Origin of the sequence: Mycobacterium sp. E3198 (assembly GCF_001667015.1) — a bacterium.
Lineage (GTDB): Bacteria > Actinomycetota > Actinomycetes > Mycobacteriales > Mycobacteriaceae > Mycobacterium.
Genome location: NZ_LZIS01000181.1, coordinates 58,083 through 83,862 on the forward strand (window position 1 = coordinate 58,083; position 25,780 = coordinate 83,862).

Consider the following 25,780-nt stretch of genomic DNA (forward strand, 5'->3'; position numbering starts at 1 on the left):
AGACCATGGCCCCACCGACACCTATGCCAGATGGATGATCGTCACAATACATGATAATCACAGATGTGGTATAGAGGCGTCGGCCCTCACTGCGACAGTTTCGCCAGCAACCGCCGCATGCTGCGGGTCAGCGACCGCGGGACGTGATCGGGATCCATTAAGTCGTTCTCGGCCAGCGGGCTATGCTCGTCGATCACCGTCCGGCTGGTGAACCGCCGCAGGGTTTTGCCCTGCCCGCGAAGCGCCTCGACGGTCCCCAGGAAGCTCTGGCCCTCCCGCAGGCGCCGCCCGAACTGGTCGACGGACACGCCCAGGTGCTCGGATACGAGCTGTTCCCGCGCCGATCTGATCACCCGTCGAATGGGTTCGTGCGCTTGGACATTGGGGTCCGCCTCGATGGCAATGTCGCATTCGCTGTCGAAGCCCAACGACCTGTTGTTGAAGTTCGACGAACCGATGCGCAGCAGCCGATCGTCGATGATCAGCACCTTCGAGTGAACGTAGATGGGCGCCCCGCCGTCGGTCTCTGGCCAGTACACGCCCAGCCGGCGGTGCGCATCGGCTGCCCAGAGCTCTTGGATCAGCCGGTGGCGCGCGCCGTCCATCGTTTCCCGCTCGAGGCGGTTCAGCCCCCGGCGGGGAAGCACGATGACGATTTCCGGGGCATCGTGTTCTCTGAGCCGGTCGGCCAGCGCCTCGACGACTCGCCGGGCCGCCAGGTACTGGTTCTCCAAATAGATGGTGTGGCGCGCCGCGGCGATCGCCGCGAGGTTGAGTGCCTCCACCTCGCGAACCTCGTCACGATCGTCCAGCGCGGGCAACGTGCGCGCGATGCCGACGTCGACGTGGCGCAGGACCGGCTGCAGACCGGAGGGCCAAATGGCGTGGGCGCCGTCGATCGGGTCCAGCGGCTGCCCGGTCGCGGCCCGCCACCTATCCCGAGCGACCTCGGCGAGCGCGGCGGCCGCGACGCCGTCCACCGCGGCCGCGACCTCGTGTCGCGGACCGTACCCGCGGCGAAGCGCGCGCCGAAACCTATTGTGATGCTTGTGTTCCGGGGTATCCCACCGATCCAGCGTGAGGTCGATGCCCCCGCAGAACGCGACGACGTCGTCGACGACGACCAGCTTCTGGTGGTGAACGGAACCGGTCGGCCGGGCCCCGTCGATGGCCAGGCGTAACCGCTTGCTGCTGAGCCGATTCACCACCGACACCGGGGTGATGCCGTACCAGATTCCGTCGAACATCGGCAGCAGGCGCAGGTTGGACTTCAGCACGTGAATCTCGAGTTCCGGTCTTCGCCAGAGCAGCCAGTAGAGGAAGGCGCCCAACTGATTGGGCCCGGCGAGTTTCTTCCCCTCCGGTTCGAATGTCGTCCTGGTGTCGAAGTCCCAGCCGACCAGCATGATTCGATGCTTGGCGCGCAGCATCGCCGACTTCACGTGCCGGAAATAGTCGGCCGCGTCGACGATCACGCCCAACTGATCAGCGCAGTCGACACGCCAGCACGTCTCGCCGGTGATCAGCACGGAACCGCTCTATCGCGTGCTCTCGTCGGGGAGGTCCTGGCGTGACTGGTGCAGGCCGGGACCCTGCGGGTCGTCGTCTTGGTGCTCCAGCTTTTCCTGCAATTCGCGCTGCTCGGCAGTCGCCTTCCTGGCGTCCTCGGGCGCGGGTGGCGGGTCGATGTTGACTTGCTGATCCACGCGACATCTCCTCGAGAGCTCCGACTTGTGCTTTTCTCAGAGAATCTCCCGAATCGCCCCATTCGAAACAGGACCGTGGCGGATGGCACATCGCCGGCGACTTATAGCCCTCGGTACCCGCTCGCCACGGATGGATACTTAGGGTTCGCCGTCTTCGAGCACCAATCGCCGATAGGGTGGCGGAATGGCAACTACCAGCGTCACCAATCCGATTCCACCACAAGACCTTTCGGGAATCGCCGGGCACCGCTTTATCTACACGTATGCCAACGGCTGGCAGTACGAGATGTATGTCAAGAATGCCACCACCATCGACTACCGCATCCACTCCGGACATGTCGGAGGCCGGTGGGTCAAAGGCCAGCAGGTCCACCTCGTCCAGCTCGACGAGGACAGTTTCAAACTCTCCTGGACCGAGCCGACCGGCACCTGCGTGGTTGTCAACATCCTGCCCGGCAAGCGCCGCCTGCACGGCGTGATCTTCTTCCCGCAGTGGATTCGCGTGCACGGTGAGCGCACCGTCTGCTTCCAAAACGAGCACCTCGACGAGATGCGTGCCTACCGCGACGAGGGGCCCACCTACCCCATTTACGAAGTCCCCGAGTTCGCGTACATCACCCTGTACGAGTACGTCGGAGTCGACGACGAGACCGTCATCGACACGGCGCCCCACGCCCTGCCCCCTGGGTGGTCCGACCGCACCGGCTGACGGATTGACCGCCGCTACTTCAGTCGGCGGCGACGCGCTCCAGCGCGGCGAGGTGGTCGTCGAGGGTCGCCAGGCCGGCGCTCATGGTGTTCACCGAGAGGTGCGTGGCCCCGGCGGCCCGCCAGGCGGCGATGTCCACCGGGATCGCTTCCGCCGCCCGCAATCAATCAGTAAACGCCTGTTCAGCGAACTGTCAGGGAACCCGGTACCGCCGGTACGCATGACTGAGCGACGGTGTGGGTACCCGGCCGGGTGGACGGTCGCAAAGTTGGCGGCCTGCGCTCCGCCGACGGATCGACCGCTCCCGCAATTCCACAGGGGAGCCGACGGCCCGTCGGCGGGAGGAGCAGCTGATGCCCGAGGTCCAACTTCACCACGAGGGACATCCGAAGTACCGCCGGATGGTCCGGTTCGACTGGTCGGAAACGCCGCTGCACTGGGTGCCCGGCGACCCGTTCTCGACCCACATGATCAATGTGCTGCACCTGCTGCTGCCCGAGGGGGAGCGGCATTTCATCAAGGCCGTCCTCGAGGCGTCGTCGCTGGTCGATGATCCGGAGCTGGAGGCGGCGATCAAGCCGTTCATCCAGCAGGAATCCTGGCACGCCTGGGCGCACCAGATCGTGCTCGACCACCTCGCCGAGCAGGGCATCGACACCAAGCCGTACACCGACCGGCTCGGCAGGCTGTTGTCGCGGACGCTGGGTGATGCCCCCAAGTGGTTTCCGCCGGCCATGAAGCGCTGGTGGTTGTATCGACGGCTGGCCGATGTGGCGGCACTGGAGCATTACACCGCGATGTTGGGCCAGTGGGTGCTGTCGAACCGCGGCCTGGACTACGCCAAGGCCGACCCCATGATGCTCGACCTGCTGCGCTGGCACGGCGCCGAGGAGGTCGAGCACCGCGCGCTGGTGTACGACGTCTTCCAGCACGTCAGTGGGAACTACTGGATCAGGGCGTTCTCGATGTTCTTCACCACGCCGTTGTTCATCGCCTGGTGGGTCGCGGGGGCCCGCTACCTGATGGCCCACGACCCGACGATCGACCAGAAGTGGCGGTGGCGGGACTGGCTCTGGGCCGCCCGCGAGTACCGGTTGCCGGGCCCGTGGAAGCTGATGGTGACGACGCCGGTCCGGTATCTGCGGCCCAGCCACCATCCGAACGACGAGGCGTCCACCCAGATGGCGGTCGACTACCTGAACTACTCGCCGGTGGCGAAAGCCGCCCGAGAGCGAGCGTTGTCCCAAGGGAAGTCACCCGATCAATCCCAGGGGATCGAGACTTCCCGCAACGGAGCACGGAAGGCCGAGGTTCGATGAAGGTTTCGGTTGATCTCGACACCTGCGACGGCAACGGCGTGTGCATGAGCATCTGCCACGAGGTGTTCGACGTGCAAGAAGACGGACTCCACGTGCTGCAAGCGGAGCCGCCAGAAGAGTTGCGTCAGCAGCTGATCGGGGCCGAGGTGTCCTGCCCCACCCAGGCGATCACGGTGAAGGAGTGATCCGATGCCGAGCCGTCAGCTGAAGGAGGTTGTCGTCGTCGGTGGCGGCGTGGCGGGGACGCGCGCTGCCGAGGCCCTGCGCCAGGGTGGCTACGACGCGGGCTTGACCATCGTGGGCGCCGAGCGGCACGCCGCCTACCACCGGCCGCCGCTCTCCAAGAAACTGCTCACCGGCCAGGTGCACCGCGCGGGCGTCGACCTGGCGCCGCAATTCGAGCTGGAGGCGCGGGTGCTGCGCGGCGCGTCGGCGATCAAGCTGGACCTGTCCTCGCGCACGCTCCATGTGCGCGACGAAAACCAGGATCTGTCATTGCCATTCGACGGGCTGGTGATTGCCAGCGGCGCGGCGCCGCGGCAATGGCCCGGCTCGGTTCCGGAGGGAGTCTTGACGCTCCGCACCGTCGAGGACTGCCTGGCCATCCGGGAACGACTTGGCGCGCGCCCGCGAGTGGTTGTGGTCGGCGGCGGGTTCATCGGCGCCGAGGTGGCGGCGAGCTGCCGATCGATCGGGCTGGAGGTCGCGCTGATCGAAAAGGCAACCAGCCCGCTGCTGGCCGCCTTGGGCAAGGAGCTGGCGCCGCGCTGGGCCGAGTTGCACCGTCAGCACGGCGTAGACGTGCGGGTCGGGGTGGGCGTCGACTCGTTCATCGGTAACGGACGGGTGGAGGCGGTCCGGCTGACCGATGGTTCCCGGGTTCCGGCCGACGTCGCCATCGTCGGCCTGGGTGTCACTCCCGTGACCGACTGGCTCGACGGGTCGGGATTGCGCGTGGACGACGGGGTCGTCTGCGACGGCGCGGGCGCGGTGGAAGGCGACATCGGGGACGCCGCCGTCGTCGCCGCCGGCGACGTGGCGCGCTGGTGGCATCCGCTCTACGAGCGGCACCTGCGCACCGAGCACTGGGAAGACGCCGGGCGGCAGGGGGAGGCGGCGGCCAGGACGCTGTTGAGGGGCCCCGACCGCGCGGAAATCTACCACGAGTTGCCGTACTTCTGGTCCGACCAGTATGACGTCAAGGTGCAAATGCTCGGGGTGCCAACCGATTACGACGCGGTCGATATCGTCGAAGGCGATCCCGACGCGTGGGAGTTCCTCGCCGCGTACGGCCGTGGCGGCCGCACCATCGCGGTGCTGGGCACGATCCCGAACCGGGTGTACGCCTACCGCGACGCCATCGCCAACCGCGCCGAGTTTCCGCCCAAGCGGCCGGAGTAACCAAGGCGCGGGAGCTTGCGCATCGTCATGATGGACGCGTGACGGTGCACAAGACCAACGCGGTGCTGAGGATCGGCAGGTTCGAGCCCACTTTCGCCGAGGAGCTGGCCCAGCGCTACGAGGCCCCCTCGCTTCCCGAGGAGCCGGAGCGCGCCCGGTTTCTGGAGGGGCATGCGGGCGACATCCGCGTGGTGGTGGCCTCCGGCCCGCCCGGCGTGGACGCCGAAATCATCGGGGCGCTGCCCAACCTGGAGGCGATCGTCAACTACGGGGCGGGGGTGGATGCGATCGACGTGCGGGCTGCCGAGCGCCGCGGCATCGGCGTGAGCAACACCCCCGACGTGCTCACGGACTCCGTCGCCGATACCGCGTTGGGTCTGATCCTCATGACGCTGCGGCGGTTTGGCGCCGCCGACCGCTACGTGCGGGCGGGACGATGGGCGCGCGACGGCCGCTTTCCCTACGCCAGGGACGTCAGCGGCCTGCAGGTCGGGATCTTGGGATTGGGCAGGATCGGCTCCGCCATCGCGACCAGGCTGCTCGGCTTCGACTGTGCCATTGCGTATCACAACCGCCACCCAGTTGAGGGGTGCCCGTACCGCTATGCGGGGTCGGCGGCGGAGCTGGCCGAGTCGGTCGATGTCCTGGTGGTCGCCGCGACGGGTGATCAGGGCACCCGCAAGCTGGTCGATCGCACCGTCCTCGAGGCGTTGGGTCCCGAGGGCTACCTGATCAACATCGCGCGCGGCAGTGTCGTCGATCAGGAAGCGCTGGTGGAGTTGCTCGCGGGGGGCGCGCTGGCCGGGGCGGGCCTGGACGTGTTCGTCGACGAACCGCATGTGCCCGCGGAGCTGTTGCGCATGGACAACGTGGTGCTGTTCCCGCACATCGGCAGCGCGACGGCGCGGACCCGCCGCGCGATGGCGTTGCTCGCGATCCGCAACCTCGACAGCTTCCTCGACACCGGAGAGCTGGTGACGCCGGTATTGCGCCCGCGCCGGCGGCACCATCACTAGGCCGCCGAGTTTGCACTTTATCGTGGTTGGTCTTTAATTCTTCACGTGACAAACCCGGCATCCGGCCAGCGCCGTCGATGGTGAAGCAAACCGATCAGTACGAATGGGTCACCGCCTATTTGAAGGCCCGTGGCCTGCAAACCGTCTGGCAGAGGGCGACATTCGCGTTCACCGCATCGCAGGCGGCCCTACCGCTGCTGATGCTGTGGAGCCCCACCGGACCGCACACCGCGCTCTCCCGGGCGGCGTCCGTCGTCATCTCGGTGCTGGGATTCGCCGGCGCGACCCTCTGGCTGGTGCACTGGCCAACCCGACGACAATCGATCGCTTTTTCACTGGGCGCGATGACCGCCATCGCCGCAACGTGTCTGGGATTGTCCAACCCCTACACGGGGTTGATGGGATGCACCATGTTCGCGATGCTCGGCGGCTTCATCGCGTACTTCCACGCCGGCTGTTACGTGCTGGCGAACTTCGGCGTGGCGGCGCTCTGCGCGGTGACGCTGGCGCACCGATTCATCCTTGCCACGGGGGACGCCGCGCTGATCGGTGCCGGTTTCGTTACCGTGCTGGCACTCAACATCGGGGTGCCGTTCGGGATCCAGTCCGTGGTGCATACCCTGCGAAGCGATCTCCGAACGTCCGACCGCGATTCGCTCACGGGCTTGCGCAATCGCCGCTCCTTTTACGACGCGGTGCATGGGTTGCTGACACTGCACGGCCGGGCCGCGGACAAATATCTCGTCATCGCGGTGATCGACCTGGACGACTTCAAGAAGGTCAACGACACGCAGGGCCACGCCGTCGGCGACCAGGCTTTGGTCGCGGTCGGCAGGGCGCTCGAAGAGAACTGCGGTCCCTCCGCGGTGATCGGTCGGGTGGGCGGCGAGGAATTCGTGATCGTCGACACCGACACCAGCCCCAACCCGATGCGGATGGCCGAACGGCTACGCCAGGCGATCGCCGCGGTTCCCTTCCCCATCACGGCCAGCATCGGGACCTCCGGCGTCGCGCTGGACAGCTGGCAAGCCGACACGCAACTCATCGACGACCTCATCAGCACCTCGGATGCCGCCATGTACGAGGCCAAACGCGCCGGCGGCAATCGGGTGTGCCACTATCCGGCGTTGGTTCGCCGGGCCGCGGGGTAGCCAATGACACCCGGCCGGGAATGGATAGGCCCTGCGGCGGCGTTGGCAAGGCCATGACCGACGGGATCGAGCTGAGCCCCACCGGCTGGGTGCGCGAACAGACCGAGCAAATCCTGAAACAGGGGACGACCGACGGGGTCGAGATCCTCGACCGGCCGGTCATCTTGGTCACGACGACGGGGGCGAGGTCCGGCAAGCGGCGTTACGTGCCGTTGATGCGCGTGGAGAAGGACGGCCGCTACGCCATGGTGGCGTCCAAGGGCGGTGCCCCCGCCCACCCCTCGTGGTACTTCAATGTCAAGGCCAACCCGGCGGTGACGGTGCAGGACGGCGACAAGGTGGTCTCGCTCACCGCGCGCGAGCTGGACGGCGCCGAGCGGGAGCAGTGGTGGCGGCTGGCCGTCGAAGCCTTTCCGCCGTACGGCGAATACCAGACGAAGACGGCCCGGCAGATCCCGGTCTTCGTGCTCGAATAGCCGGCGCCGCGCCACCCGGCTATAACGAACGTCACACTCCAGCGCAGGCGTTGTCCGTCGATGAGCGGGGTATTCACGGCAGGCCGTGAGGACCCAGGATGAGTGAGACGATTCAACGCCGGCTCGGCGAATACGACAGCCCAATCGAGGACCGTCTCGAGGACGCGTTCTGCAGAATGCTGAGCGAGGGCACCCAGCGGATGCACCGCACCTGGCGCGCTCTCCTGGTCACCGGCTTCTTCGGCGGTACTGACGTTGCGCTGGGCGTGCTCGCCTACCTTTCCGTGCTGACCGCCACCGGGCAGCCTTTGCTGGCGGGTTTGGCGTTTTCGATCGGGTTCCTGGCGCTGCTGCTGGGCCACAGCGAGTTGTTCACCGAAGGTTTCCTGGTGCCCGTGGTCACCGTGGCCGCCAAGCGCGCCAGCCTCCGGCAGCTGTTCAGGCTGTGGGGCGGCACGCTGTTGGCCAACCTCGTCGGTGGCTGGGTGATCATGTGGCTGATCATGACCGGCTTCCCCCAGCTGCATGCGCAGACCGTCGAATCGGCCAGCCACTTCGCCGCGGCGCCCCTGTCGGCCCGAACCCTCGCGCTCTCCGTCCTCGGGGGCATGGCGATCACGTTGATGACCCGGATGCAACACGGCACCGAGTCGGTGCCCGGCAAGATCGCCGCGGCCGTTGCGACGGGATTCCTCCTGGCCGGCCTGCAAATCTTCCACTCGATCCTCGACTCGCTGCTGATTTTCGGCGCGCTCGTCACGGGCCGGGCGCCGTTCGGCTACCTCGACTGGCTGGGGTGGTTCACCTACACCGCGGCCGGCAATGTCGTGGGTGGACTCGGTCTCGTGACGCTGCTGCGGCTGCTGCGCAGCAAGGACCGGCTGCAGGAGGAACGCGCAGCCGTGGACGCCGCATGAACGGGCCCGTCGGCGTGAAACACGGTGCCGCATTCGCGATCTCAGATGAGCGCAATCTGTGGCCCAAGCGATACACGGACGGGTTATCGCTCGGAGGACAACTGGGTATGCACCTTTCATGACTGCCGATGCGCTGATGGCCGCCACCCCGGCGCGATTCGACCGTGCCGGGGCGGCAGACGCCGTGACGGCAACCGAATGGCGTCGTGCACTGCGCGTTTGGTTGCGCGAGGTGGCCGACGTGTCCGCAGATGTTCGCGACAGCGTCCTGTTGGGCGCCGGCGAAGCGCTCGCGAATTGCGTCGAGCACGCGTACCGCAAGCAACACGCCGCCGGCACCATGGAGTTGCAGGCCGCCTACGATCCCGCCGCACGATCGATCAGCGTGAGCGTCAGGGATCGCGGAACCTGGCATCGGCCGTCGCCGAAGAAACCCAACGACCCCCATGCGTCCCGCGGCATCATGTTGATGCACGCGCTGGCCGATCACTGCACCATCAACACCCGTCCCGGCGGGACCACGGTGTGCCTGAACTACGCGACGGATCACATTGCGTTGACGGACAACAACGTTTGACCCTTACGGGTTCGCTGCGGGCAGTCCGGGCGCCCACACAGACAGGCGGCCGAAATCCGTTGCTTTCCGCGTTATCTCAGGCTCACGCCCCGAAGGCGCGCTCCAGATCCTTCAGCGACGTCTCCAAATGACCGAGTAGCCGCTGCAGGTGCGGGACGCTGCGGCGGCAGCCCACCAGACCGAAGTCGAGGTTGTCGGCGTTGTTGGTGACGGTGATGTTGACGGCCTGCCCGTCGAGCGGGATCGACAGCGGGTAGTTCCCGTCCAACCGGGCGCCGCGCCAGTACAGCGGCTCGGCCGGCCCGGCGGAGACGTTCGAGATGACGATGTTGAACGGCGGCGAGGCCGTCGAGAGATACCCGGGAATCAGCCCGAAGAACAGCCCACCGATGTTGAACGCCGACAGGGCCAGTTGTTGCACCGGGGGCAGTTGGGTAAAAACCTCCTTGGTGTCGCGGATCGACGAGCTGATGGTTTCCAGCCGCTGCGCCGGGTCGTCGAGGTCGGTCGCCAGGTTGCACAGGAAGGTGCCGACCATGTTGCCGCCACGGTCATCGTCGTCCTTGCGGAGGTTGACCGGAACCATTGCGGTCAGCGGGGCGTCCGGCAGGGCGTTCTGTTCGATCAGGTAGGCCCGCAGCGCTCCGGCGGACATGGCTAGCACCACATCGTTGACGGTGACCCCGGCGGCCGACTTCACCGCCTTGATGCGGTCCAGCGACCAGGACTGTGCGGCCACCCGTCGGGCACCACCGATCCGGACGTTGAACATGCTGCGCGGCGCCCGGAAGGGGAGGGTCAGTTGTTGTTCGAGCAGCGCGGCCCGGGCCAGCCGCACTGTCGACGGCGCCAACGCGAACGCCGATCCCGCGGTCCGGCCGGCCCGCTCGAGCAGCGACGGCCGCTTCCCGCGGCCCGCGCGTTGACGCGGCGGCAGGTCCCACGGGACCCGAACCTCGTCATCGTCGGGATCGGACGTGAAGGCGCGTTGCACCAGCCGCAGCGCCGACACGCCGTCCATCAGGGAGTGGTGGTACTTCGTGTAGACGGCGTACCGCCCGTCCTGCAGTCCCTCGACGAGATGGGCTTCCCAGAGTGGACGGTGGCGGTCGAGCAGGCTGCCGTGCAGCCGCGAGACCAGCTCCAGCAGGTCGCGGACCCGCCCCGGCTCGGGCAGGGCCGAGCGGCGCAGGTGGTAGTCGAGCTCGACGTCCTTGTCGAGCGACCACGCGACGTTGGTGAGGCCGCCGAAGAACGCCGGGTGTTTGCGGAAGGTCGGCTGGATATCGCTGCACCCGAGCATCGCCTGATAGGACTCGCGGACGAAGTGCGGCCCGGCGTCGTCGGGGGGCTGGAAGAGCTGCAGGGATCCGACATGCATCGGGTGTTCGCGGGATTCTCCGATCAGGAACAGCGCATCCGTCGGCGATATCGGTTCCATGATCGGCCTCCCTATTCAGTCCCGTTCCGTGGGTCCGCACCGTCCACACGACACGGCTCCCCCCTTCAATTAGCCACGGCGAGCGTCGCCCACACCTGGAGAATGTGACGGCTCCGGTTCCGCATGCGAAACCGACGATTCGTGGCGCGGTCACGCGGCCGGATAGACTGATGGCCCAGCAACTCGCGCGGTTGAGATCACACGCCGCTGAGAACCAACAAAGTCCACGTCAGGGGTTGTGCCGTGCCCGAAGATCAGAGCGAAGGCGCCAGTTTGGAGCCGCACTTCGAGGACGTGCAGGCGCACTACGACCTCTCCGACGACTTCTTCGCGCTGTTCCTGGATCCGACGCGCACCTACAGCTGTGCCTATTTCGAACGCGACGACATGACGCTCGAAGAGGCACAGCTCGCCAAGGTGGACCTGTCACTGGGCAAGCTCGGGCTGCAACCGGGCATGACGCTGCTCGACATCGGGTGCGGCTGGGGCACGACGATCGTTCGCGCGCTGGAACGCTACGACGTCAACGTCGTCGGCCTCACGCTGAGCCGCAATCAGCAGGCGCACGTGCAACAACGCCTGGACCGCCATCCCAGCCCGCGCACCAAGCGGGTGCTGCTGCGAGGCTGGGAGCAGTTCGACGACAAGGTGGATCGCATCGTGTCGATCGGCGCCTTCGAGCACTTCGGACGCGACCGCTACCCCGAGTTCTTCAAGATGGCCTATGAGGCGCTGCCCGCCGACGGCGTGATGCTGTTGCACACCATCATCAAGCCCAGCGACAAGGAGTTCGCCGAACGCGGGCTGCCCATCACCATGACCAAACTGCGGTTCATGAAATTCATCATGGACGAGATCTTCCCGGGCGGCGACCTGCCCAACGTTACGGCGGTCGAGCAGCACGCCGAGAATGCCGGCTTCGCCGTCAAGCGGGTCCAGCAGTTGCGCCTGCACTACGCCCGCACGCTCGACACCTGGGCGGCCGCGCTCGAGGCACGCCGCGACGACGCCATCGCAATTCAGTCCCAAGAGGTGTACGACCGGTACATGAAGTACCTCACCGGGTGCGCCGAGTTGTTCCGCGAGGGCTACACCGACGTGGCGCAGTTCACGCTCGCCAAGGGCTGACGGTGCCGCGCGGTTTACCGGCGCAGCGCTGCGGGTAACACCACGAGCAACAACCTGATTCGGTAGGCGCCGACGTTTTGTCGGCGCAAAACCGAAGGAAGGATTGACCGTGGGCGCCAAGCACCGCATGACAGGGCCGTCCGAGCAGAGGCTGTGGGCGCGTCGCAAGCTGGCGCGCAGAGTGTGGGGCGTGGCCACCGTGTGCGACATCGTCACCGGCGCGGTGGTGTGCGCCGCAAGCCTGACCGCGTTGGTGACCAACACGGCCGAGCCCGAAAAGCCAACGGTGGAGGCAACTTTGGGGCCGGCGCCGGTTTCACAGCCGGTGCGCCAGGAGGGGACCGTGATCGCGGTGTCGGCGGACTCGGTGACCGCGCGCAGCGCTGACGGGTATACCCAGACCTATCTCGTCACCCCGAACACCGCCTTCATCACGAACGGCGGACGATCGGCAAGCGCCGCTTCGTACTTCGCGATCAACGACCACGTCTCCATCATCGGGACGATCAGGAACGGCACGGCGCTGGCTACCGCCGTGGCCGACCGCGACGTGGCCAACGGCAGCGGATCGCCGATGGATCAGGTTGTGGCCCAACCGGTCAGCGCCCGATAACCGTCCCGCCGGTTAGCTGCCGGCCAGGTGCGCGCTGCCGTCGTCCAAGTCGTCGCGACGCAAGCCCATCGGAGTTGCGGCGGGGATATCGCCGCTGGCGATCACCGCCCGGGTGATCGCGCTGAGCGCCTGGAACAGCGTCTCCACCTCGTCGTCGCTGAGTGCGTCGAGCGCCGACAGGGCGAGCGTGTCGGTGCTCGATTCGATGTGGTCCTTCAATTGGCGGCCGGCCGCCGTCAGCGACCCGTCGTCGTCGAGCAGACCGCGCTCTGCCAGCCGTTGTTCGTAGTGCCGCCACGCCGCCTCGTCATAGTCGCGGGTGCGGGCGATGTAGTCGGCCCGGACCCGGCCGGCCGCGGCATGCAAGACGTTGGATTCCCGGCCCGAGACACCGGCGGCTTCCAGCACGGCCACGTGCCCGTCGCCGCGGTGCTCGCGCAACAGCGTGGCCGCATGCCACAGCGCGGCGAGCGGATCCTCCGGCCAGGGCAACGCCACGTTCGCGGCGAACAGCGGCCGCCCGTCGAGCGGCGCCTCGCGCGCCGCCCGCCCCGCCAATTCCGCTGCCGCAGCCACATTCTCATCGGGTACCACGCCATAGCGGCGCAGCGCCGCGACGGCGGATTCCTGTCGGGCGCGCAGCGCGGCCTCCGGAGGGGCGATCTCCCACGCGGCCGGGAGGGCCTTGGCGACCCGCTCCGGTGCGAAGTTATAGAAGACCGCGGCGACGACCTCGCGCGGCACCATGCCCAGCGGCGCCGACCGTGCGGCGAAATAGCCCATCCAGAAGCCCCGGTAACCCAGCCCGTCCAGGGCCGCCCGCGCCTCCGGAGCGAAGTAGGTCACCGCATGCACCGGCTCGTATCGATCGAAGAAGCGTCGCGCCAATCCCGGGTCTCTGCGCACGATCGCAGTTAACCACCCGGCGCGGGCCCGAGGACACCGACCCGCCCGGCGGCCGCTTCGGCTCGCAGGGCGGTGGTGGTCAGGTCGAACTTCACCCCGGGGACCGTCTCGTTGACCAGCGGGTTGCCCGTCCACCAGGCGATGCGGCACGTCCGCCGGGTGATCCGCCAGCCGGCGGGCGTGCGCCGCCAGGCGTCGTCATACCAGCCCGTCCCGTCCCAGAGGGCACCGGCGTCGGCGGCCTTTCGCACCAGCCGCCAGCCGCCATTGCAAAAGCTGTGCGCCACATCCCCCTCCGCGCGGACCACGTGGGTGGAGATGGTGTGCTGGGTGGCATCGAACGGATCGTGATAGGCGGCGAAGTCCGCCTTGAACCGCGCGAGACCGCTCCACCGCGACGACGCCCCGTAGTCCGCCGCCACATCGACGGCGAAGATCGAGTCGAACAGTTGCCACCGCTGGCTGTCCACGGCGAACCCGTAAAGGTTGAGCAACTGCGTGATCGCCACGACGTCGGTATCGGTGCTCGCCATGGCTCATTGACCCTTCAGGCTGCCGATCCGAAGCGAGAAGTCCGCGCGGTTCGACGACGACTTGCCCTCGACGTCCTCGACGTAGCGCTCGGGATCGCGGTCGGCGATTGACAATCCCTCGGTGGTGGGATGCTCGGCCATGAACTCGCCGTATTGCCGCCCGAGCGCCTCGCGAAGGCCGATCGGGGCGCTGCGCCGGAAATCCGGCAACCCGTCCCGTTCCTCTTCGCCCATGTGATCGTCATTGGCTTCTCTGGTGCGCGCGACGGCGGCCCACCACTCCTCGGTGCCGACCTGTGCCGCGTCGGCGTCGCGCACCCCGTCGCGAATGTCGTTGTGATCGCCGATCGCATCGAGGGTCTCGCCTTCGGGATCGCCGGTCCCCCGCTTGAGCAGCTGCGGGTAGAAGATCTTCTCCTCGATGTAGGCGTGTACGTCGAGCTTGTCGGCGAGTGGACGCCACAGTTGCTCGAGGGCGCACTGGTCGACGGATTCCCGCCCGCGCAGCGAGTCCAGCCTGGCGAACTGCTGGCGGAACCAGTCGTGGTCGGCGCGGATCAAGGTGGTGATGTCAGCCATTCGAACTCCCGCGTCTACGAGCGCTAACCGGCCGCTGCGGATCCGCGGCCGTGGTCTCCATGCTGGCAGAACCGGCCAGCCCGCGACAGCGCGACGGCGGGTCAATTCTCCGAGCGGGGTGTGGGGCTCTGCGCCGATTCCCATTTCGACGCCAGCGCTCTCCTGACGGGGGTGCCGGGCGCCAGGTCGAGCTGGAAGGTCTCCCCCCCACCCTCGAGCGTGACGAGGTATCGGCCGTCGGTGAGGTCCTTGAAGACCACCTTGTATGGCTGTTCGCCGGCGCCGCGGTCGACGGTGATCACATCGCCCGCAGCGACGTCGTCGATTCGGTCGTTTGCGGAAGCTTCAGTCATGCCATCGACGGTAGCCGATGCCGCCAATCTTGTTGCATTACTTGGTCAGCTGCACCAGCAGCTCATGACAGCGCTGCGCGCGCTCGGAATCCTCGGCCATCACTTCTTCGAAGAATGACGCGACGTCGTCGAGCCCGGCGTTTTTCGCGTCACGCACATACTGCCCGTAGTCGTGCCCGGCCTTCAGGGAGTGGTACTGCACCGAGACAAGATCGTAAGTCACATCGTCGAAGCCGGTTTCCCCCGTCGCCACGGTAATCCTCCTTCGGTCGCTTGAACAACGCGTCCAAAGGGCCTACCCGTGGCCGGCCCCGCTAAACCGATGACCGTCGGGACGGATCCCAATTGTGAATAACTCATGGCGCGCAGATCCTCGAACGGCTGGACGCCGGGGCGGACATCGTTTCGGCGACGTATGTCACGCCCTACCCGCCGGGATTTCCGGTGTTGGTGCCGGGCCAGGTGTTCAGCCGGGAAATCCTGCAGTTCATGCGTGACCTCGATACCCCCGAAATCCATGGCTATTTGCCCAATTTCGGCTATCGCGTGTATACGGAGAAGGCCATCGAGACGGTCAGCGCGTCGACCGGGTCGGCGACGCACAACGGTCACCGCGCCCCGGGAGGAGCGGACCGTCCGGCGCCGCAGAAGCCGTCGGAGAAGAAGCCGACCAAGCGGGCGGGGACCGACGACGACGGGAACGTCCCGGAGGTGGGTCAGGACGAGCTGATCGGCCGGCAGTACCCGGGCGACGCGGCGGACACCACGGTTTAGCGCGGCGAGAGACGGCCGTCCAGAATCCTCAGCGCACGCTCGGCCCATCGAATGTTCTCCTCCTCGAACGATATTCCGCGCAACAGCGTCAGGTAGGGGCCCACCCGCTCGTTCTGAGCCAGGTACTCCTTCTCACCGCGGCCGTCGAGCATCCGGGCGCGCATCCGTTCGTAGCGTTGAAGTTTCGTCTTCGCTCGTTGCAGTCGCTCCGCCGTGAAGTCACGGACGGCGCGCGCGTCACCGGCATCGGCGGCGAGCAGCTTGACCGCGAGATCATCGCGGATCACCGAGGGCTTCGGCGCCCGGGCGGTGAACTGTCGGATCGCATCGTGGCCGGCCTCGGTCAGCGAGAACATGCGCTTGTTGGGCCGGCGTTCCTGCTGCACGACGCGCGCCTGGATCAACCCTTGCTCGGCAAGGCGGTCGAGTTCGCGGTAGAGCTGCTGCGGGGTAGCCATCCAGAAGTTGGCGACCGAGGCGTCAAACCTCTTGGCCAGGTCGTATCCGGACGCCTCACCGTCGAGGAGGGCGGCCAGCACCGCGTCACGCAGCGACACGGCGACAAGCTTAACAATGCGAATACTCAAAAAAGTGACTAACCGCACATCGACACGACGGCGGGCGACCTCTAGCGTCAACCCCACCTACTCAATAAATTGACTAAGGCAGGTGTCTCGTGGTTGCTCCGCATCCCTTTCGCGCGGCGGTTGAGGAACGGGACGAAGGCGCCATCCAGGCAATGCTGGCCGACGACGTGGTGTTCATCAGCCCGGTCGCGTTCAAGCCCTACGTGGGTAAGCCGATCACCGCGGCGATCCTGCGCGGCGTGTTGCGGGTTTTCGAGGACTTCCGCTACGTCCGCGAGATCGCCGACAGCAACGGCCGCGACCACGCGTTGGTCTTCGAGGCCGGGATCGCGGGGGCGCCGGGGGTGAAGATCACCGGTTGCGACTTCCTGCATTTCAACGACGACGGGTTGATCGGCGAGTTCATGGTGATGGTCCGGCCACTGTCCGGCGCGACGGCGCTGTCCGATGCGATGGGCGCCCAGTTCGAGCGGATCCAGCAGGAGGCGGCCGAACTCGCGGACCAGTTCGCCGTCGCGAAGGGATCCTGACCATGCGGATCGGGTTGGGGATCAATTACGCGGGCGGGTTCAAGCAAGTCGCCGCCGAGGTGGCCGACCTGGAACGCGCCGGGTTGGACATCGTCTTTGTCCCCGAGGCGTATTCGTTCGACGCGGTGAGCGCGCTGGGCTACCTGGCGGCGAGCACGGAACGGGTTGAGCTGGCCTCGGGCATCCTGCAGCTCTACACCCGCACGCCCACACTGACCGCGATGACCGCGGCCGGCCTCGACTACGTCTCCGACGGCCGGTTCACGCTCGGTCTGGGCGCCTCCGGCCCTCAGGTCATCGAGGGGTTCCATGGTGTGCCCTACGATGCCCCGATCGCGCGCACCCGCGAGGTGATCGACATCTGCCGGCAGGTGTGGCGGCGCGAGACCCTGCAACACCGGGGCAAGTACTACGAGATCCCGCTGCCCGCCGGGCAGGGCACCGGCCTCGGCAAGCCGCTGAAACTCATCAATCGTCCCGTCCGAGAGCGCATCCCGATACTGGTCGCGGCGCTGGGACCCAAGAACGTCGAGCTGGCCGCCGAGATCGCCGAAGGCTGGCAGCCGATCTTTTTCCTGCCGGAGAAGGCGCGCGACGTGTGGGGTGATGCGCTGGCCGCAGGCCAGGCCAAGCGCGATCCCGCGCTGGGGGACCTCGACATCTACGCGGGACCGGTCCTGGCCATCGGCGAAAACGTCGAGCCCTTACGCGAATTCGTCAAGCCGCACCTGGCGCTCTATATCGGCGGAATGGGGGCCAAGGGCAAGAACTTCTATCACACCCTGGCCACCAAGTACGGCTACGGCCCTCAAGCCGACCGGATCCAGGAGCTCTACCTGTCGGGCGACAAGGACGGCGCGGCAAAGGTGGTGCCCGATCAACTGGCGCGGGACGTCAACTTGATCGGTTCGCGCGAGTTCGTCAAGGAGCGGTTGGCGGCGTTTCGGGAGGCGGGGGTGACCACCTTGAACGTGGCACCTATCGCCGGTACGGCCGTGGAGCGGATCAAGCTGATCGAGACGCTGCGCGGACTGCTCTAACCGCTAACGCTTGCCGGTCATGTCGCGACCCGCCAGGGTTGCGCTTGCCCTAGCATGGGTGTTATCGCGTCGGCGAACCGTAGGAAGCGACCGAAATGGACCTCGACCGAATCACCCATCCGCTGCGACTTGCCAGAGGATCCCATCAGCCCGGGTCGGGCAAAGGGTGTGCAATGAACGCGATTTCATACATCAATGGCGACGAGCAGGTCACCGATTTCCCGGCGACGTCGGCCCGGCCGCTGGCCTCCTTCGTCCAGTTGTGCAACGACATGCTTGCCGGGCCCGATGGCTATCTCTCGCCGGACGACACCCTGCGGGTACTCGACTTGGGGTGGCTGACCGTTGGCACCGCCGATGTCGCCGACGCCGTCGTGCACCCCTGGGTGGCCAAGCTGTTGGTCAGCCCCGTGTGGGGCGTTGTTCGATACGCCGACGACGCGGCGGCCAGGGCCATCACCGACATCGCCGAACTGCATCGCCGGCTCGCCCCCGCCACGACGCCGCCGATCGCCGAATGGGACGGCGCCGCCCGCGCCGCATGCGCGGTCACCACCACGCCGGTGACCGCCGAAAGGTATGCGGTCCGGGCCGCCCGTCAATCGACCGCGCTCGTCGAGACCGACGACTGGGACGCACTGGATGCCGTGACCGGCAACGCGCTCAAGGCGCACCGATTGGCGAGTGCGGATGTCGGAGCCGCCCCCGTCGTGGAGATCGCGCGGCACGCCATACGTTCATGGCGTCGGTTGGCCGGGTTGAGCGTTCTCGGCCACGCGCCGATAGGGGCCGGAGCTGACGCGCGACGCAAATTTGCCGCGGCATAGGGTATTTCGTCCGCTGAATCAACCCTGGCGGTGATGATCCCGTCGCAGCCGCGCGGCCCGAATCGCGGCCGTTCCCAGCGCAAGCACCGCCATGGTGGCAAGGATGACGGTCGACAGCGTGGGCCCGACGGTGGTCAGCACCAGGGGCAGGCCGAAGCCGATATAGGTCACCACGTAGAACGCTCCGACGAGCGCACCGCGCAGGCGTCGCGGCGCCGCAGCTTCGAGATCGATCAAGCCGTCGCGCAGACAAAGGCCCGACGCGCACCCCAGGATCACGAACACGGCCAGGGCGAGGGGCAGCGACATGGCCGGCGGGGCGACCGCGGTGACCGCGTAGCCGAGCGCGGCCAGCACGGCGCCCGCGGTGCCCGCGTGCGGCCCCCAGCGCAGCGCTCGGGCAAGCACCTGAATTCCTCCGCTGAGGCCATTCACGATCAGCGTGGCGGTGCCCGCGGCGACGGGTGCCGCCAGCCCGGTGTGCACGCGGCTGGGAATCGTGATGAACCCCAGCGTCGCCGACGCGAAGACCCACGGGGCGAGCGGCATGGCCCAACTCAGCGCCCACGCGGTTCCCTGCCGAGCCGCCGCCGGTGGTTCCCAGTCGTGCGCCGTTGCCGGCGCCGTCGCGTCGGCACGCCGCACCGCCGCGACCGAGAAAACCATCGCCGCCACGACAACGGCGGCGGCCACCCCGAAAGACCAGCGAATGCCGGGCTGTCCCGAGCGCGCGATCAGGCCCGCAGCGAACGGGCCGATGGCGAAGCCGCCGAGCAACACCGCACCGGCGGTGCCCGCCCCGGCGGGACCTTTCAGGTCGGAGGCCCATGCGGTGCAAGAGCTCATCAACAGACCCACACCGATTCCGACGACGAAACGTCCCGCCAGCAGGACGTCGGGTTGCTGCGAGAGCAGCATCGCCACCGTCCCCACCAGTGTGGCCGTCGCGCCCGCCAGCGCCACCGCCTGACGCCCGAGCGCATCGGACAGCCGCCCGCCGACGAGCAGTCCGGGCAGCAATCCCAGCGCGTAGATCGCGAAGACGGCGTCGAGCCTGGTCGCATCGAGGTGTTGGTGGTCGCTGATCACCGGCATCAACGCGACGAAGTGGTTGGCGACCCAGCCCGTCGACAACAGCAGGGCCAAGACGCTGACGAACGTCGCCTGCGCCGCACGCGGTTCTGCGCGCTCCTGCAACATGACCGGCGCCGGCTGTGGCCCGCTGGTCAGGTCGGTCGACCCCTTCGACGAGAGCACGGGTTTTCCTCCCCTGGGTGACAAGAGCGTGGACGGCCGACGAAAGGTACTGGACAATGCCACCTACGGAGTTATTCCCGCTGGGCGGACACCGTGCACAGCTGTTAGCGGGGTTCTGCCTCCCGGTCCTGCAAACGCGCGATGATGCGGCGCAAAGCGCGGGTAAGGTTTGGAATCGGTCGATTTGGTGTACAGATACGTCACTGCGAACCCAGGAGGGCAAATGATGAAGCAAATCGCTGCGGCAACGGTTGCGGTGGCCGCACTGCTGTCCGGCGCGTGTTCCGCCTCACAGGTGATCAACACCGGGGGCGACACCAAGTGCAAGGACTTCACCACGCAGGACGAGAAGAAGCAAAGCGACGAGGTCAGCAAGATGCTCAAGGACAAGAGCGGCGCCGACCCGACGAATATGGAAATATCCGCCACCCGTTTGTCGGCCACCACGTGGTGTCAGACGCTGGGCAAGCCCGACTCCAAGATCTCCGAGGCTCCCCACGGCTGACGCCGGATGGCGCTTGAACACGGATGATGCTGCGGCGCAATTGTTCTGCTCGCCGGATTGGGTAACTTCAGCGACGCCGCGTCGGGCACGTTCGAGCGCCCGGTGGCGAAGCGACGTGGTTAGCTGTCCCTCATCAATTCGACACGGGGGCCGGCCGGCGATCGGCCAGCCGGCGCTCGGCATACGCGTGGCCCTGGGCTCTATCGCCCATCACGATCCCTGCGATGTCGGCCAGCCGCGCAATGCGCCCTCCGCCGCCCCAGGTGCCGTCGGGAATCTCGTTGGCAAACACCCAAATACGCAGCGGATCACGCTCGTGTAGCCCGTCCTCGGCATCCAGGATTGCCTCGGTGACCGCGGCGACCATGCTGGCGCGGCGCTCATCGTCAAACTGACCTTCTGGTACCGACGCGATGACGCGATAATGCGGTGCCGCAGGCCGTTCACCTGCGTGCAGCACGGCCGCGGGTCGATGCAGCCACACTTTGGCCAGTGCCCGGGCCGCGGGATTGGCCGGGTCTGCCCCCTCGTGTTCAAGCAGCACGTCGGTCAGTGTCACCAACAGTGCCGTTTCCGCCTCGTCAGGCAACGCTCCTTCGGGAATGTATGCATCCAGCATGGGCATCTCACGGACCTCCAGATTTGTGGGCAAAGCTCTAAGTTTATTTTCACAACGCAGCTTAGCCAGGTCTGAGTTGCAAAGTCAAACCCTGCTATGCTGGGTATCGTGTTTACGGCCCGAGATAGCTACAGTGCCGAAAACTGTTCCGTAAAACGCGCACTCGACGTTGTCGGGGAGAAGTGGACCCTCTTGGTGCTTCGCGAGGCCTTCTATGGTGCACGGCGCTTCGAACAGTTCCAGGCCCACGTGGGGTGCGCCCGGAATCTGCTCAGCGAACGGTTGAACACCCTCGTGGAAACGGGAGTCATGCGGCGCGTGCCCTACCGGGAGCCAGGCCAGCGCGAGCGCCACGAATACCGCCTCACCGATAAGGGTCTTGACTTGTTGCCGGCTGTTATCGCCTTGATGGAGTGGGGCGACCGTTGGGCGGCCGACCCCGCCGGCGCAGCCGTCGAGATCACTCATCGTGACTGCGGACACCGTGTCGAACTGGCGCTGCGTTGCAGCAACGACGGCGCCGCGCTCAACCCGCGAGATCTCCAGCCCAGGCCCGGTCCCGGCGCCCGCCCCGCGGAATCCGCGTAGCACAGCAGAATCCATGCGCGAAGGGCTAGCTGAGCGCCAGTTCGGTGGGTAGCTCGTCGGTCAGCACGGCCCGCGCGAGTAACTCACCAAGCAGCGGCCCGAACTTCATCAGGTTGCTCCCGACGAACGCGACGACGCGGCCACGGCGCGCCACCGTCCAGCCGTCGCCCCCGGCGTCGAGCCAGGGGGCACGAGCGGTGACGCAGTCGATCTGGCTCACGGCAACCAACGACGGAAACAGCGCGCGCACAGCGGCGGGGTCGGGCACCTCTTGCCCGAACGCCCAACGGCCCGTGCTACCCAGCGGCAACCCGTAGCCCTCGGGCGCGGAAAGGCATGCGGCGCCGGTCGCGTCGGCGCCCTCATAGGTAAAGCGCGTGTGGGGTGCGAACTGCACACCGAGCGGGCCGAACAGCGCCGGCGTCCGGACACCCGCGCAGATCAGCACGCCGTGCGCGCGCAGCACGGCGCCGTCCGCCAGCGTCGTCGTGCCGTCGTCGGCCACCGCCACCACCTCGCCGCGCCTGATGACCGCGCGCCGCGCGAGGGCGTCCAGCGCCCGGCGGATGCGCAGGCTGCCGCCCAGCGGGTCGAACACCCCGGCGTCCCACGCTGCCGCGAGAAACGGGATGCGCGCTTCGATCTCGGACCGGTTGAGCCGGGAGAAACGCGCGCCGGCCTCCGTCATCGCGTCGGCGGTCTCGTCGCACGCGCCGGCGGTGATGAAGCCCTCCGCGCCCAGCAGGCGCCCCGCAGCCAACTCGGACTCCCAGCGCAGCCAGCCCTCGCGGGCCCGCAGCGCGAGTTCGCACAACGCCGCGCGCCGATGCGCGACGCGGAAAATCCTTGCCAGACCGGCGGATTGCTCGGAGAACGGCTCGCCGCGTTCGAACACGACGGCGTCCTTCCCGCGCCGCCGCAGCGCGTGGGCGGCCGCGAGCCCGCATATCCCCGCCCCGACAACGACGATCATCAGAAAAAGAATCCGGCGTGCGGTGCTTCGGCCACCGCGAACAAGCGATCGGCGACGGCCAGTGCCGCCGGTTCGTCGGTCCGGGCCAGCCCCGCGGCGGCGAGGCCGCGCCAGGACGTGCCGCCGAGCAGAGCCGCGGAGAGGCCTTCGATGCCGACGTGGAGCCGGGCGGGCCGGTCGGTCGGTTTCGCGCCGTCGCCCGTGACGGCGAAGCTGGTCGAATTGCGTGGCCGCAGCGGGTCCTCGACCGCGATGGTGACCGTTTCATCGCCGGCGTATCGGCGCGCCGCCAGCGCCGCTTCCGCGTCCACGACGCGGAGCCACGTCTCGTCACGCACTGCGGTCACCCGCGCGGCCCTTCGGTCCGTCAGCAACAACGGCAGCGGATCGTCGACGGGCATCATCCAGAACACCACGCGATCGATGAGATCGAGCCCGAGCAGGAAGCGCAACAGGCCCAGATAGGCGTCGGTCGTGGGCGCGAAGAAGTCCTCGACGGCGATGGTGCGCTGGTCGCTGACGAACCACGCCTCGGTGTCGACGGGACGGTAGCGAGTGAAACCGGTCTCTGCCCCCCGGTCGCCATGGACCGCGACATACGAAGGGCCCGGCGAGGATTCGGTGCGCATTCGCAGGCTGTGCCACCACACCTCCGGGCGGTCGATGGTTCCCGGGCGCAGTGGACGATGCGTGGCGTAGATCCGGGGCAGGGTATCCCACGCCTCACCCATGTCCAGCAGTCGCACCGGACCGCCGGTCCCCACCTCGGATCGGAGCGCCGCCCTCGCCGTCTGGACTTCCACGGTCTGCGAGAAACTCGCGACCCCGTAGCCGAACCGCTCGTAGATCGTCGCCTCCGAGGCGCGCAGCGTCGCGACCACCTCGCCCCGCGCGGCGAAGTCGTCCAGCTGGTGGCGGATCAGCTCGGTGGCGATCCCCCTGCGGGTGAACGACGGCAGCACCCCGATGTGCGTCACGGCGGCATGACCGACGATCGCCCCGCCGGGGAGGGTGAGGCCGCTCGTTACGGCGTCGGCGGTGCCGACCAGCCGGCCGTCGGCGAAGGCACCGATCGTGCGGCCGGGCTCGAGCAGCTCGGTGATCTGGCCGGGCGCCAGGTTCGACAGCGGGGGAAACCCGACCATCGCGGCGCGGAACACGTTGGCCGCGGCGAGCAGGTCGTCCTCGCTGTCGAGGACGCGGATGTCGGAGGTCATGCCGCCATCATGGCGCGTGCCCTCGGCGACTGTTCCGGCGCGGTGCCTAACGGATTTGCAGGCCGGTCAGCGCGCGCGAAATGACCAGGCGCTGAATTTCGCTGGTGCCCTCGAAGATGGTGAAGATCTTCGCGTCGCGATGCATCCGCTCCACGGGGTAGTCGCGGGTATACCCGTTGCCGCCGAGGATCTGGATGGCCTCGTCGGTGACGTAGACCGCGGTCTCGCTGGCCACCAGTTTGGCCATCGAACCCTCCGCCGAGTCGAAGCTCTGGTTGTTGCGCGCCATCCATCCGGCACGCCACACCAGCATGCGCGCCGCGTCGATGCGGCTCTTCATGTCGGCCAGCTTGAACGCGATGGCCTGGAACTCGCCGATCTTGCGGCCGAATTGCTCGCGCTGGCAGGCATAGTCGAGGGCGTATTCGTAGGCGGCCCGAGCCACACCGACGGCCATCGCGCCCACCGTGGGGCGGGTGCGCTCGAAGGTCTTCATCGCGGCCTGCCCGCGCGACGAGGCGCCGGACTTGACCCGGGCGATGCGCTCCTCGAACTTCTCGCGGCCACCGAGGATCGTGTCCTCGGGCAGCCGCACGTTGTCCAGCACCACCTCGGCGGTGTGCGAGGCGCGGATGCCGTGCTTCTTGAACTTCTGGCCCTGCGACAGCCCGTGGGTATCCGGCGGGATGACGAACGTGGCCTGTCCGCGGGTGCCGAGTTCGGGATAGACGGATGCCACCACGATGTGCACGTTGGCGATACCCCCGTTGGTCGCCCACGTCTTGGTGCCGTTGAGGACCCATTCGCCGGCCGCCTCGTCATAGCGCGCGCGGGTCCGGATGGCGCCCACGTCGGAACCCGCGTCGGGCTCAGACGAGCAGAACGCCCCGAGCTTGGGTTCCTTGGACGTGCCGAACATCTCCGGCAGCCAACGACCCAGCTGTTCGGGAGTTCCGTTGCCCGCCAACGCCGCTGCCGCCAGCCCGGTGCCCAGGATGGACAGGGCGATGCCGGCATCGCCCCAAAACATCTCCTCGAACGTGGTCAGAAAGCCCAAGCCGGTCGGCTCGGCCGCCTGCTGCGCGAAGAAATCTGGGGAGTACAGGCCCACCTTCGCGGCCTCTTGGATCACGGGCCACGGAGTTTCCTCCCGCTCATCCCATTCCGACGCGGCGGGCCGGATCACGTCGGCCGCAAACTTGTGCACCCAGTCGCGCACCTCGATCACGTCGTCGCTCAGTTGCATTGAGAATGTCACGGCTTCACTCCTGAAATAGATTGGTAGTTAACGGTTCCGGTATTGGGCGAGGACGCTCACCGTCTGGTTGACCCACGCCTCGAAGTAGCGGTCCTCATCGATGTTGCCGGGCAATCGCCCGGTCAGGGCTTGCAGCGTCGCGGCATAGGACAACGACCCGATCGCCGCGGCCGCAGACGCCTCGGGATCGGGTATGCGCGTGCGGCCGGAGTTATTGGACGCGACCAGCTCGTCGGCGAAGCGCTGATACGCGTTGTCGGTGATGACCTGCCAGGTCTTCTCGTCGAGATCGCCCAGTTCGTCGGGCTCGCGCAGCATGACCCTGAGCAGTTCCTCGCTCTGTTTCAGGTTGTCCCAGATCAGTCGGCCGGCTGTGCGCACCGCCTGCTCGACGCTGCCGGGCGCCCCGGCGTCGTACTGTTCCCGCGCCGCCACGATGCTGTCGATCCGGTGCGCCACGGCCGCCTCCAACAGCTCACGCTTGGAGCCGAAGTGCTTGTACAGCGCGCCGGAACCGGGCGCCAGGCCGGACGCCCGCTGGATATCGGCCACCGATGTCGCCGCGTACCCCTTGGCGGCGAACAGGCTCATCGCGGCGGCCAGCAGCCGATCACGCCCCGATGTCTGCATAGGTGAGAGAGTACTCACTCACCTCGTGCGGGAGAAGCGTGTGTAGCGCACTTCACAGCCCGGAGCGCGCCCCGGCAAAGATTTGCGTTCGGTATGCAGGCGGCTCGTCAGGTTGCCCGCTGTGGGGCATCCACCTACCTTCGAACCCAG

At 67.3% G+C, this 25,780-nt stretch carries 32 protein-coding genes and 1 pseudogene; 17 read left to right on the plus strand and 16 right to left on the minus strand.

The genetic code is table 11. The features are described from left to right. Window positions 1–86: 86 nt before the first annotated feature. On the minus strand, window positions 87–1,529 hold the full coding sequence (locus A5673_RS19895) for a phospholipase D-like domain-containing protein (RefSeq protein WP_068236213.1): 1,443 nt from the start codon (window positions 1,527–1,529) through the stop codon (window positions 87–89). A 9-nt stretch (window positions 1,530–1,538) separates the two neighbouring features. Next, window positions 1,539–1,706 (minus strand): hypothetical protein, encoded by a 168-nt coding sequence (locus tag A5673_RS29650; RefSeq protein WP_197518432.1) that lies wholly within the window; start codon window positions 1,704–1,706, stop codon window positions 1,539–1,541. A gap of 184 nt (window positions 1,707–1,890) precedes the next feature. On the opposite strand from A5673_RS29650, the gene A5673_RS19900 reads away from it, so the two are divergent. Continuing rightward, a complete protein-coding gene (locus A5673_RS19900) occupies window positions 1,891–2,415 on the plus strand; it encodes a phenolic acid decarboxylase (protein ID WP_068236216.1) in 525 nt (174 codons plus the stop codon). A gap of 19 nt (window positions 2,416–2,434) precedes the next feature. Here A5673_RS19900 and A5673_RS29230 read toward each other — a convergent pair. Continuing rightward, window positions 2,435–2,551, minus strand: a pseudogene (locus tag A5673_RS29230) (LLM class F420-dependent oxidoreductase); the annotation flags it as partial. A gap of 217 nt (window positions 2,552–2,768) precedes the next feature. Between A5673_RS29230 and A5673_RS19905 the strand changes: the two are divergent. The 8 genes from A5673_RS19905 to A5673_RS19940 all read left to right on the plus strand — a co-directional run bounded on the left by A5673_RS19905 (window position 2,769) and on the right by A5673_RS19940 (window position 9,272). Then, a complete protein-coding gene (locus A5673_RS19905; RefSeq protein WP_082958847.1) occupies window positions 2,769–3,734 on the plus strand; it encodes a metal-dependent hydrolase in 966 nt (321 codons plus the stop codon). Then, complete coding sequence (locus A5673_RS19910; RefSeq protein WP_067153738.1) at window positions 3,731–3,919, plus strand: ferredoxin; 189 nt, start codon at window positions 3,731–3,733, stop codon at window positions 3,917–3,919. The genes A5673_RS19905 and A5673_RS19910 overlap by 4 nt, the downstream gene beginning before the upstream one ends. A gap of 4 nt (window positions 3,920–3,923) precedes the next feature. Beyond that, the gene (locus A5673_RS19915; RefSeq protein WP_068236220.1) at window positions 3,924–5,135 is read left to right on the plus strand and encodes an NAD(P)/FAD-dependent oxidoreductase; all 1,212 of its coding nucleotides are present in this window, start codon (window positions 3,924–3,926) and stop codon (window positions 5,133–5,135) included. A gap of 38 nt (window positions 5,136–5,173) precedes the next feature. Beyond that, window positions 5,174–6,151, plus strand: coding sequence for a 2-hydroxyacid dehydrogenase (locus tag A5673_RS19920; RefSeq protein ID WP_068236224.1), 978 nt, complete (start codon window positions 5,174–5,176; stop codon window positions 6,149–6,151). A 77-nt stretch (window positions 6,152–6,228) separates the two neighbouring features. Beyond that, window positions 6,229–7,302: a GGDEF domain-containing protein gene (locus A5673_RS19925; RefSeq protein WP_068236227.1), complete on the plus strand. Its 1,074-nt coding sequence runs from the start codon at window positions 6,229–6,231 to the stop codon at window positions 7,300–7,302. A gap of 53 nt (window positions 7,303–7,355) precedes the next feature. Further along, complete coding sequence (locus A5673_RS19930) at window positions 7,356–7,778, plus strand: nitroreductase family deazaflavin-dependent oxidoreductase (protein WP_068236230.1); 423 nt, start codon at window positions 7,356–7,358, stop codon at window positions 7,776–7,778. 98 nt (window positions 7,779–7,876) lie between these two features. Next, the gene (locus A5673_RS19935; RefSeq protein WP_068236233.1) at window positions 7,877–8,695 is read left to right on the plus strand and encodes a formate/nitrite transporter family protein; all 819 of its coding nucleotides are present in this window, start codon (window positions 7,877–7,879) and stop codon (window positions 8,693–8,695) included. A 118-nt stretch (window positions 8,696–8,813) separates the two neighbouring features. Further along, a complete protein-coding gene (locus tag A5673_RS19940) occupies window positions 8,814–9,272 on the plus strand; it encodes an ATP-binding protein (protein ID WP_068236235.1) in 459 nt (152 codons plus the stop codon). A gap of 82 nt (window positions 9,273–9,354) precedes the next feature. On the opposite strand, the gene A5673_RS19945 is transcribed toward A5673_RS19940, so the two are convergent. Next, window positions 9,355–10,713 carry a wax ester/triacylglycerol synthase family O-acyltransferase gene (locus A5673_RS19945; RefSeq protein ID WP_068236238.1) on the minus strand — a complete coding sequence of 453 codons (1,359 nt, stop codon included), beginning with the start codon at window positions 10,711–10,713 and terminating at the stop codon, window positions 9,355–9,357. A 243-nt stretch (window positions 10,714–10,956) separates the two neighbouring features. Here A5673_RS19945 and A5673_RS19950 point away from each other — a divergent pair, with 243 nt between their 5' ends. Both A5673_RS19950 and A5673_RS19955 read left to right on the plus strand, forming a co-directional pair. Continuing rightward, complete coding sequence (locus A5673_RS19950; protein WP_068236241.1) at window positions 10,957–11,841, plus strand: cyclopropane mycolic acid synthase family methyltransferase; 885 nt, start codon at window positions 10,957–10,959, stop codon at window positions 11,839–11,841. Window positions 11,842–11,950: 109 nt separating this feature from the next. After that, window positions 11,951–12,454 carry a hypothetical protein gene (locus A5673_RS19955; protein ID WP_068236244.1) on the plus strand — a complete coding sequence of 168 codons (504 nt, stop codon included), beginning with the start codon at window positions 11,951–11,953 and terminating at the stop codon, window positions 12,452–12,454. Window positions 12,455–12,466: 12 nt separating this feature from the next. Here the strand turns inward: A5673_RS19955 and A5673_RS19960 are convergent, their stop codons facing one another. From A5673_RS19960 to A5673_RS19980, 5 genes are all read right to left on the minus strand, one after another. Continuing rightward, on the minus strand, window positions 12,467–13,360 hold the full coding sequence (locus A5673_RS19960; protein WP_068236248.1) for a hypothetical protein: 894 nt from the start codon (window positions 13,358–13,360) through the stop codon (window positions 12,467–12,469). A gap of 8 nt (window positions 13,361–13,368) precedes the next feature. Continuing rightward, on the minus strand, window positions 13,369–13,893 hold the full coding sequence (locus A5673_RS19965) for a nuclear transport factor 2 family protein (protein WP_068236252.1): 525 nt from the start codon (window positions 13,891–13,893) through the stop codon (window positions 13,369–13,371). A gap of 3 nt (window positions 13,894–13,896) precedes the next feature. Then, on the minus strand, window positions 13,897–14,472 hold the full coding sequence (locus A5673_RS19970) for a hemerythrin domain-containing protein (protein ID WP_068236255.1): 576 nt from the start codon (window positions 14,470–14,472) through the stop codon (window positions 13,897–13,899). 101 nt (window positions 14,473–14,573) lie between these two features. Continuing rightward, window positions 14,574–14,825: a hypothetical protein gene (locus tag A5673_RS19975; RefSeq protein WP_068236258.1), complete on the minus strand. Its 252-nt coding sequence runs from the start codon at window positions 14,823–14,825 to the stop codon at window positions 14,574–14,576. Window positions 14,826–14,862: 37 nt separating this feature from the next. Beyond that, window positions 14,863–15,078 carry an acyl carrier protein gene (locus A5673_RS19980; protein WP_068236260.1) on the minus strand — a complete coding sequence of 72 codons (216 nt, stop codon included), beginning with the start codon at window positions 15,076–15,078 and terminating at the stop codon, window positions 14,863–14,865. 146 nt (window positions 15,079–15,224) lie between these two features. Between A5673_RS19980 and A5673_RS19985 the strand changes: the two genes are divergently transcribed. After that, window positions 15,225–15,599, plus strand: coding sequence for a hypothetical protein (locus A5673_RS19985; RefSeq protein ID WP_369806503.1), 375 nt, complete (start codon window positions 15,225–15,227; stop codon window positions 15,597–15,599). Here A5673_RS19985 and A5673_RS19990 read toward each other — a convergent pair. Then, window positions 15,596–16,156 carry a PadR family transcriptional regulator gene (locus A5673_RS19990; protein WP_068236266.1) on the minus strand — a complete coding sequence of 187 codons (561 nt, stop codon included), beginning with the start codon at window positions 16,154–16,156 and terminating at the stop codon, window positions 15,596–15,598. The two genes, A5673_RS19985 and A5673_RS19990, sit on opposite strands and share 4 nt — an antisense overlap. A 119-nt stretch (window positions 16,157–16,275) precedes the next feature. On the opposite strand from A5673_RS19990, the gene A5673_RS19995 reads away from it, so the two are divergent. The 3 genes from A5673_RS19995 (at window position 16,276) to A5673_RS20005 (ending at window position 18,583) form a co-directional block, all read left to right on the plus strand. Then, window positions 16,276–16,716, plus strand: coding sequence for a nuclear transport factor 2 family protein (locus tag A5673_RS19995; protein ID WP_255396651.1), 441 nt, complete (start codon window positions 16,276–16,278; stop codon window positions 16,714–16,716). Between the two features lie 2 nt (window positions 16,717–16,718). Further along, window positions 16,719–17,756 carry an LLM class F420-dependent oxidoreductase gene (locus A5673_RS20000; RefSeq protein ID WP_068236270.1) on the plus strand — a complete coding sequence of 346 codons (1,038 nt, stop codon included), beginning with the start codon at window positions 16,719–16,721 and terminating at the stop codon, window positions 17,754–17,756. Between the two features lie 173 nt (window positions 17,757–17,929). Next, window positions 17,930–18,583 carry a hypothetical protein gene (locus A5673_RS20005; RefSeq protein ID WP_197518433.1) on the plus strand — a complete coding sequence of 218 codons (654 nt, stop codon included), beginning with the start codon at window positions 17,930–17,932 and terminating at the stop codon, window positions 18,581–18,583. A gap of 18 nt (window positions 18,584–18,601) precedes the next feature. Here A5673_RS20005 and A5673_RS20010 read toward each other — a convergent pair whose 3' ends face one another. Then, entirely contained in the window at window positions 18,602–19,783 is a 1,182-nt protein-coding gene (locus tag A5673_RS20010) for an MFS transporter (protein ID WP_068236494.1), read from the minus strand. A gap of 280 nt (window positions 19,784–20,063) precedes the next feature. On the opposite strand from A5673_RS20010, the gene A5673_RS20015 reads away from it, so the two are divergent. Next, window positions 20,064–20,345, plus strand: coding sequence for a hypothetical protein (locus A5673_RS20015; RefSeq protein WP_068236277.1), 282 nt, complete (start codon window positions 20,064–20,066; stop codon window positions 20,343–20,345). 133 nt (window positions 20,346–20,478) lie between these two features. Here A5673_RS20015 and A5673_RS20020 read toward each other — a convergent pair whose 3' ends face one another. Continuing rightward, window positions 20,479–20,997 (minus strand): hypothetical protein, encoded by a 519-nt coding sequence (locus A5673_RS20020; RefSeq protein WP_231971147.1) that lies wholly within the window; start codon window positions 20,995–20,997, stop codon window positions 20,479–20,481. A gap of 63 nt (window positions 20,998–21,060) precedes the next feature. Here A5673_RS20020 and A5673_RS20025 point away from each other — a divergent pair, with 63 nt between their 5' ends. Continuing rightward, window positions 21,061–21,552, plus strand: coding sequence for a helix-turn-helix domain-containing protein (locus A5673_RS20025; protein ID WP_068236285.1), 492 nt, complete (start codon window positions 21,061–21,063; stop codon window positions 21,550–21,552). A 25-nt stretch (window positions 21,553–21,577) separates the two neighbouring features. Here the strand turns inward: A5673_RS20025 and A5673_RS20030 are convergent, their stop codons facing one another. The 4 genes from A5673_RS20030 to A5673_RS20045 are packed head-to-tail and all read right to left on the minus strand — an operon-like array spanning window position 21,578 to window position 25,630. Then, window positions 21,578–22,525, minus strand: coding sequence for an FAD-binding oxidoreductase (locus A5673_RS20030; protein WP_068236288.1), 948 nt, complete (start codon window positions 22,523–22,525; stop codon window positions 21,578–21,580). Then, window positions 22,525–23,742 (minus strand): GNAT family N-acetyltransferase, encoded by a 1,218-nt coding sequence (locus tag A5673_RS20035; protein WP_068236291.1) that lies wholly within the window; start codon window positions 23,740–23,742, stop codon window positions 22,525–22,527. The genes A5673_RS20030 and A5673_RS20035 overlap by 1 nt, the downstream gene beginning before the upstream one ends. A 46-nt stretch (window positions 23,743–23,788) precedes the next feature. Then, entirely contained in the window at window positions 23,789–25,000 is a 1,212-nt protein-coding gene (locus A5673_RS20040) for an acyl-CoA dehydrogenase family protein (protein ID WP_068236294.1), read from the minus strand. A gap of 27 nt (window positions 25,001–25,027) precedes the next feature. Further along, window positions 25,028–25,630, minus strand: coding sequence for a TetR/AcrR family transcriptional regulator (locus tag A5673_RS20045; protein WP_068236297.1), 603 nt, complete (start codon window positions 25,628–25,630; stop codon window positions 25,028–25,030). Window positions 25,631–25,780 lie beyond the last annotated feature (150 nt).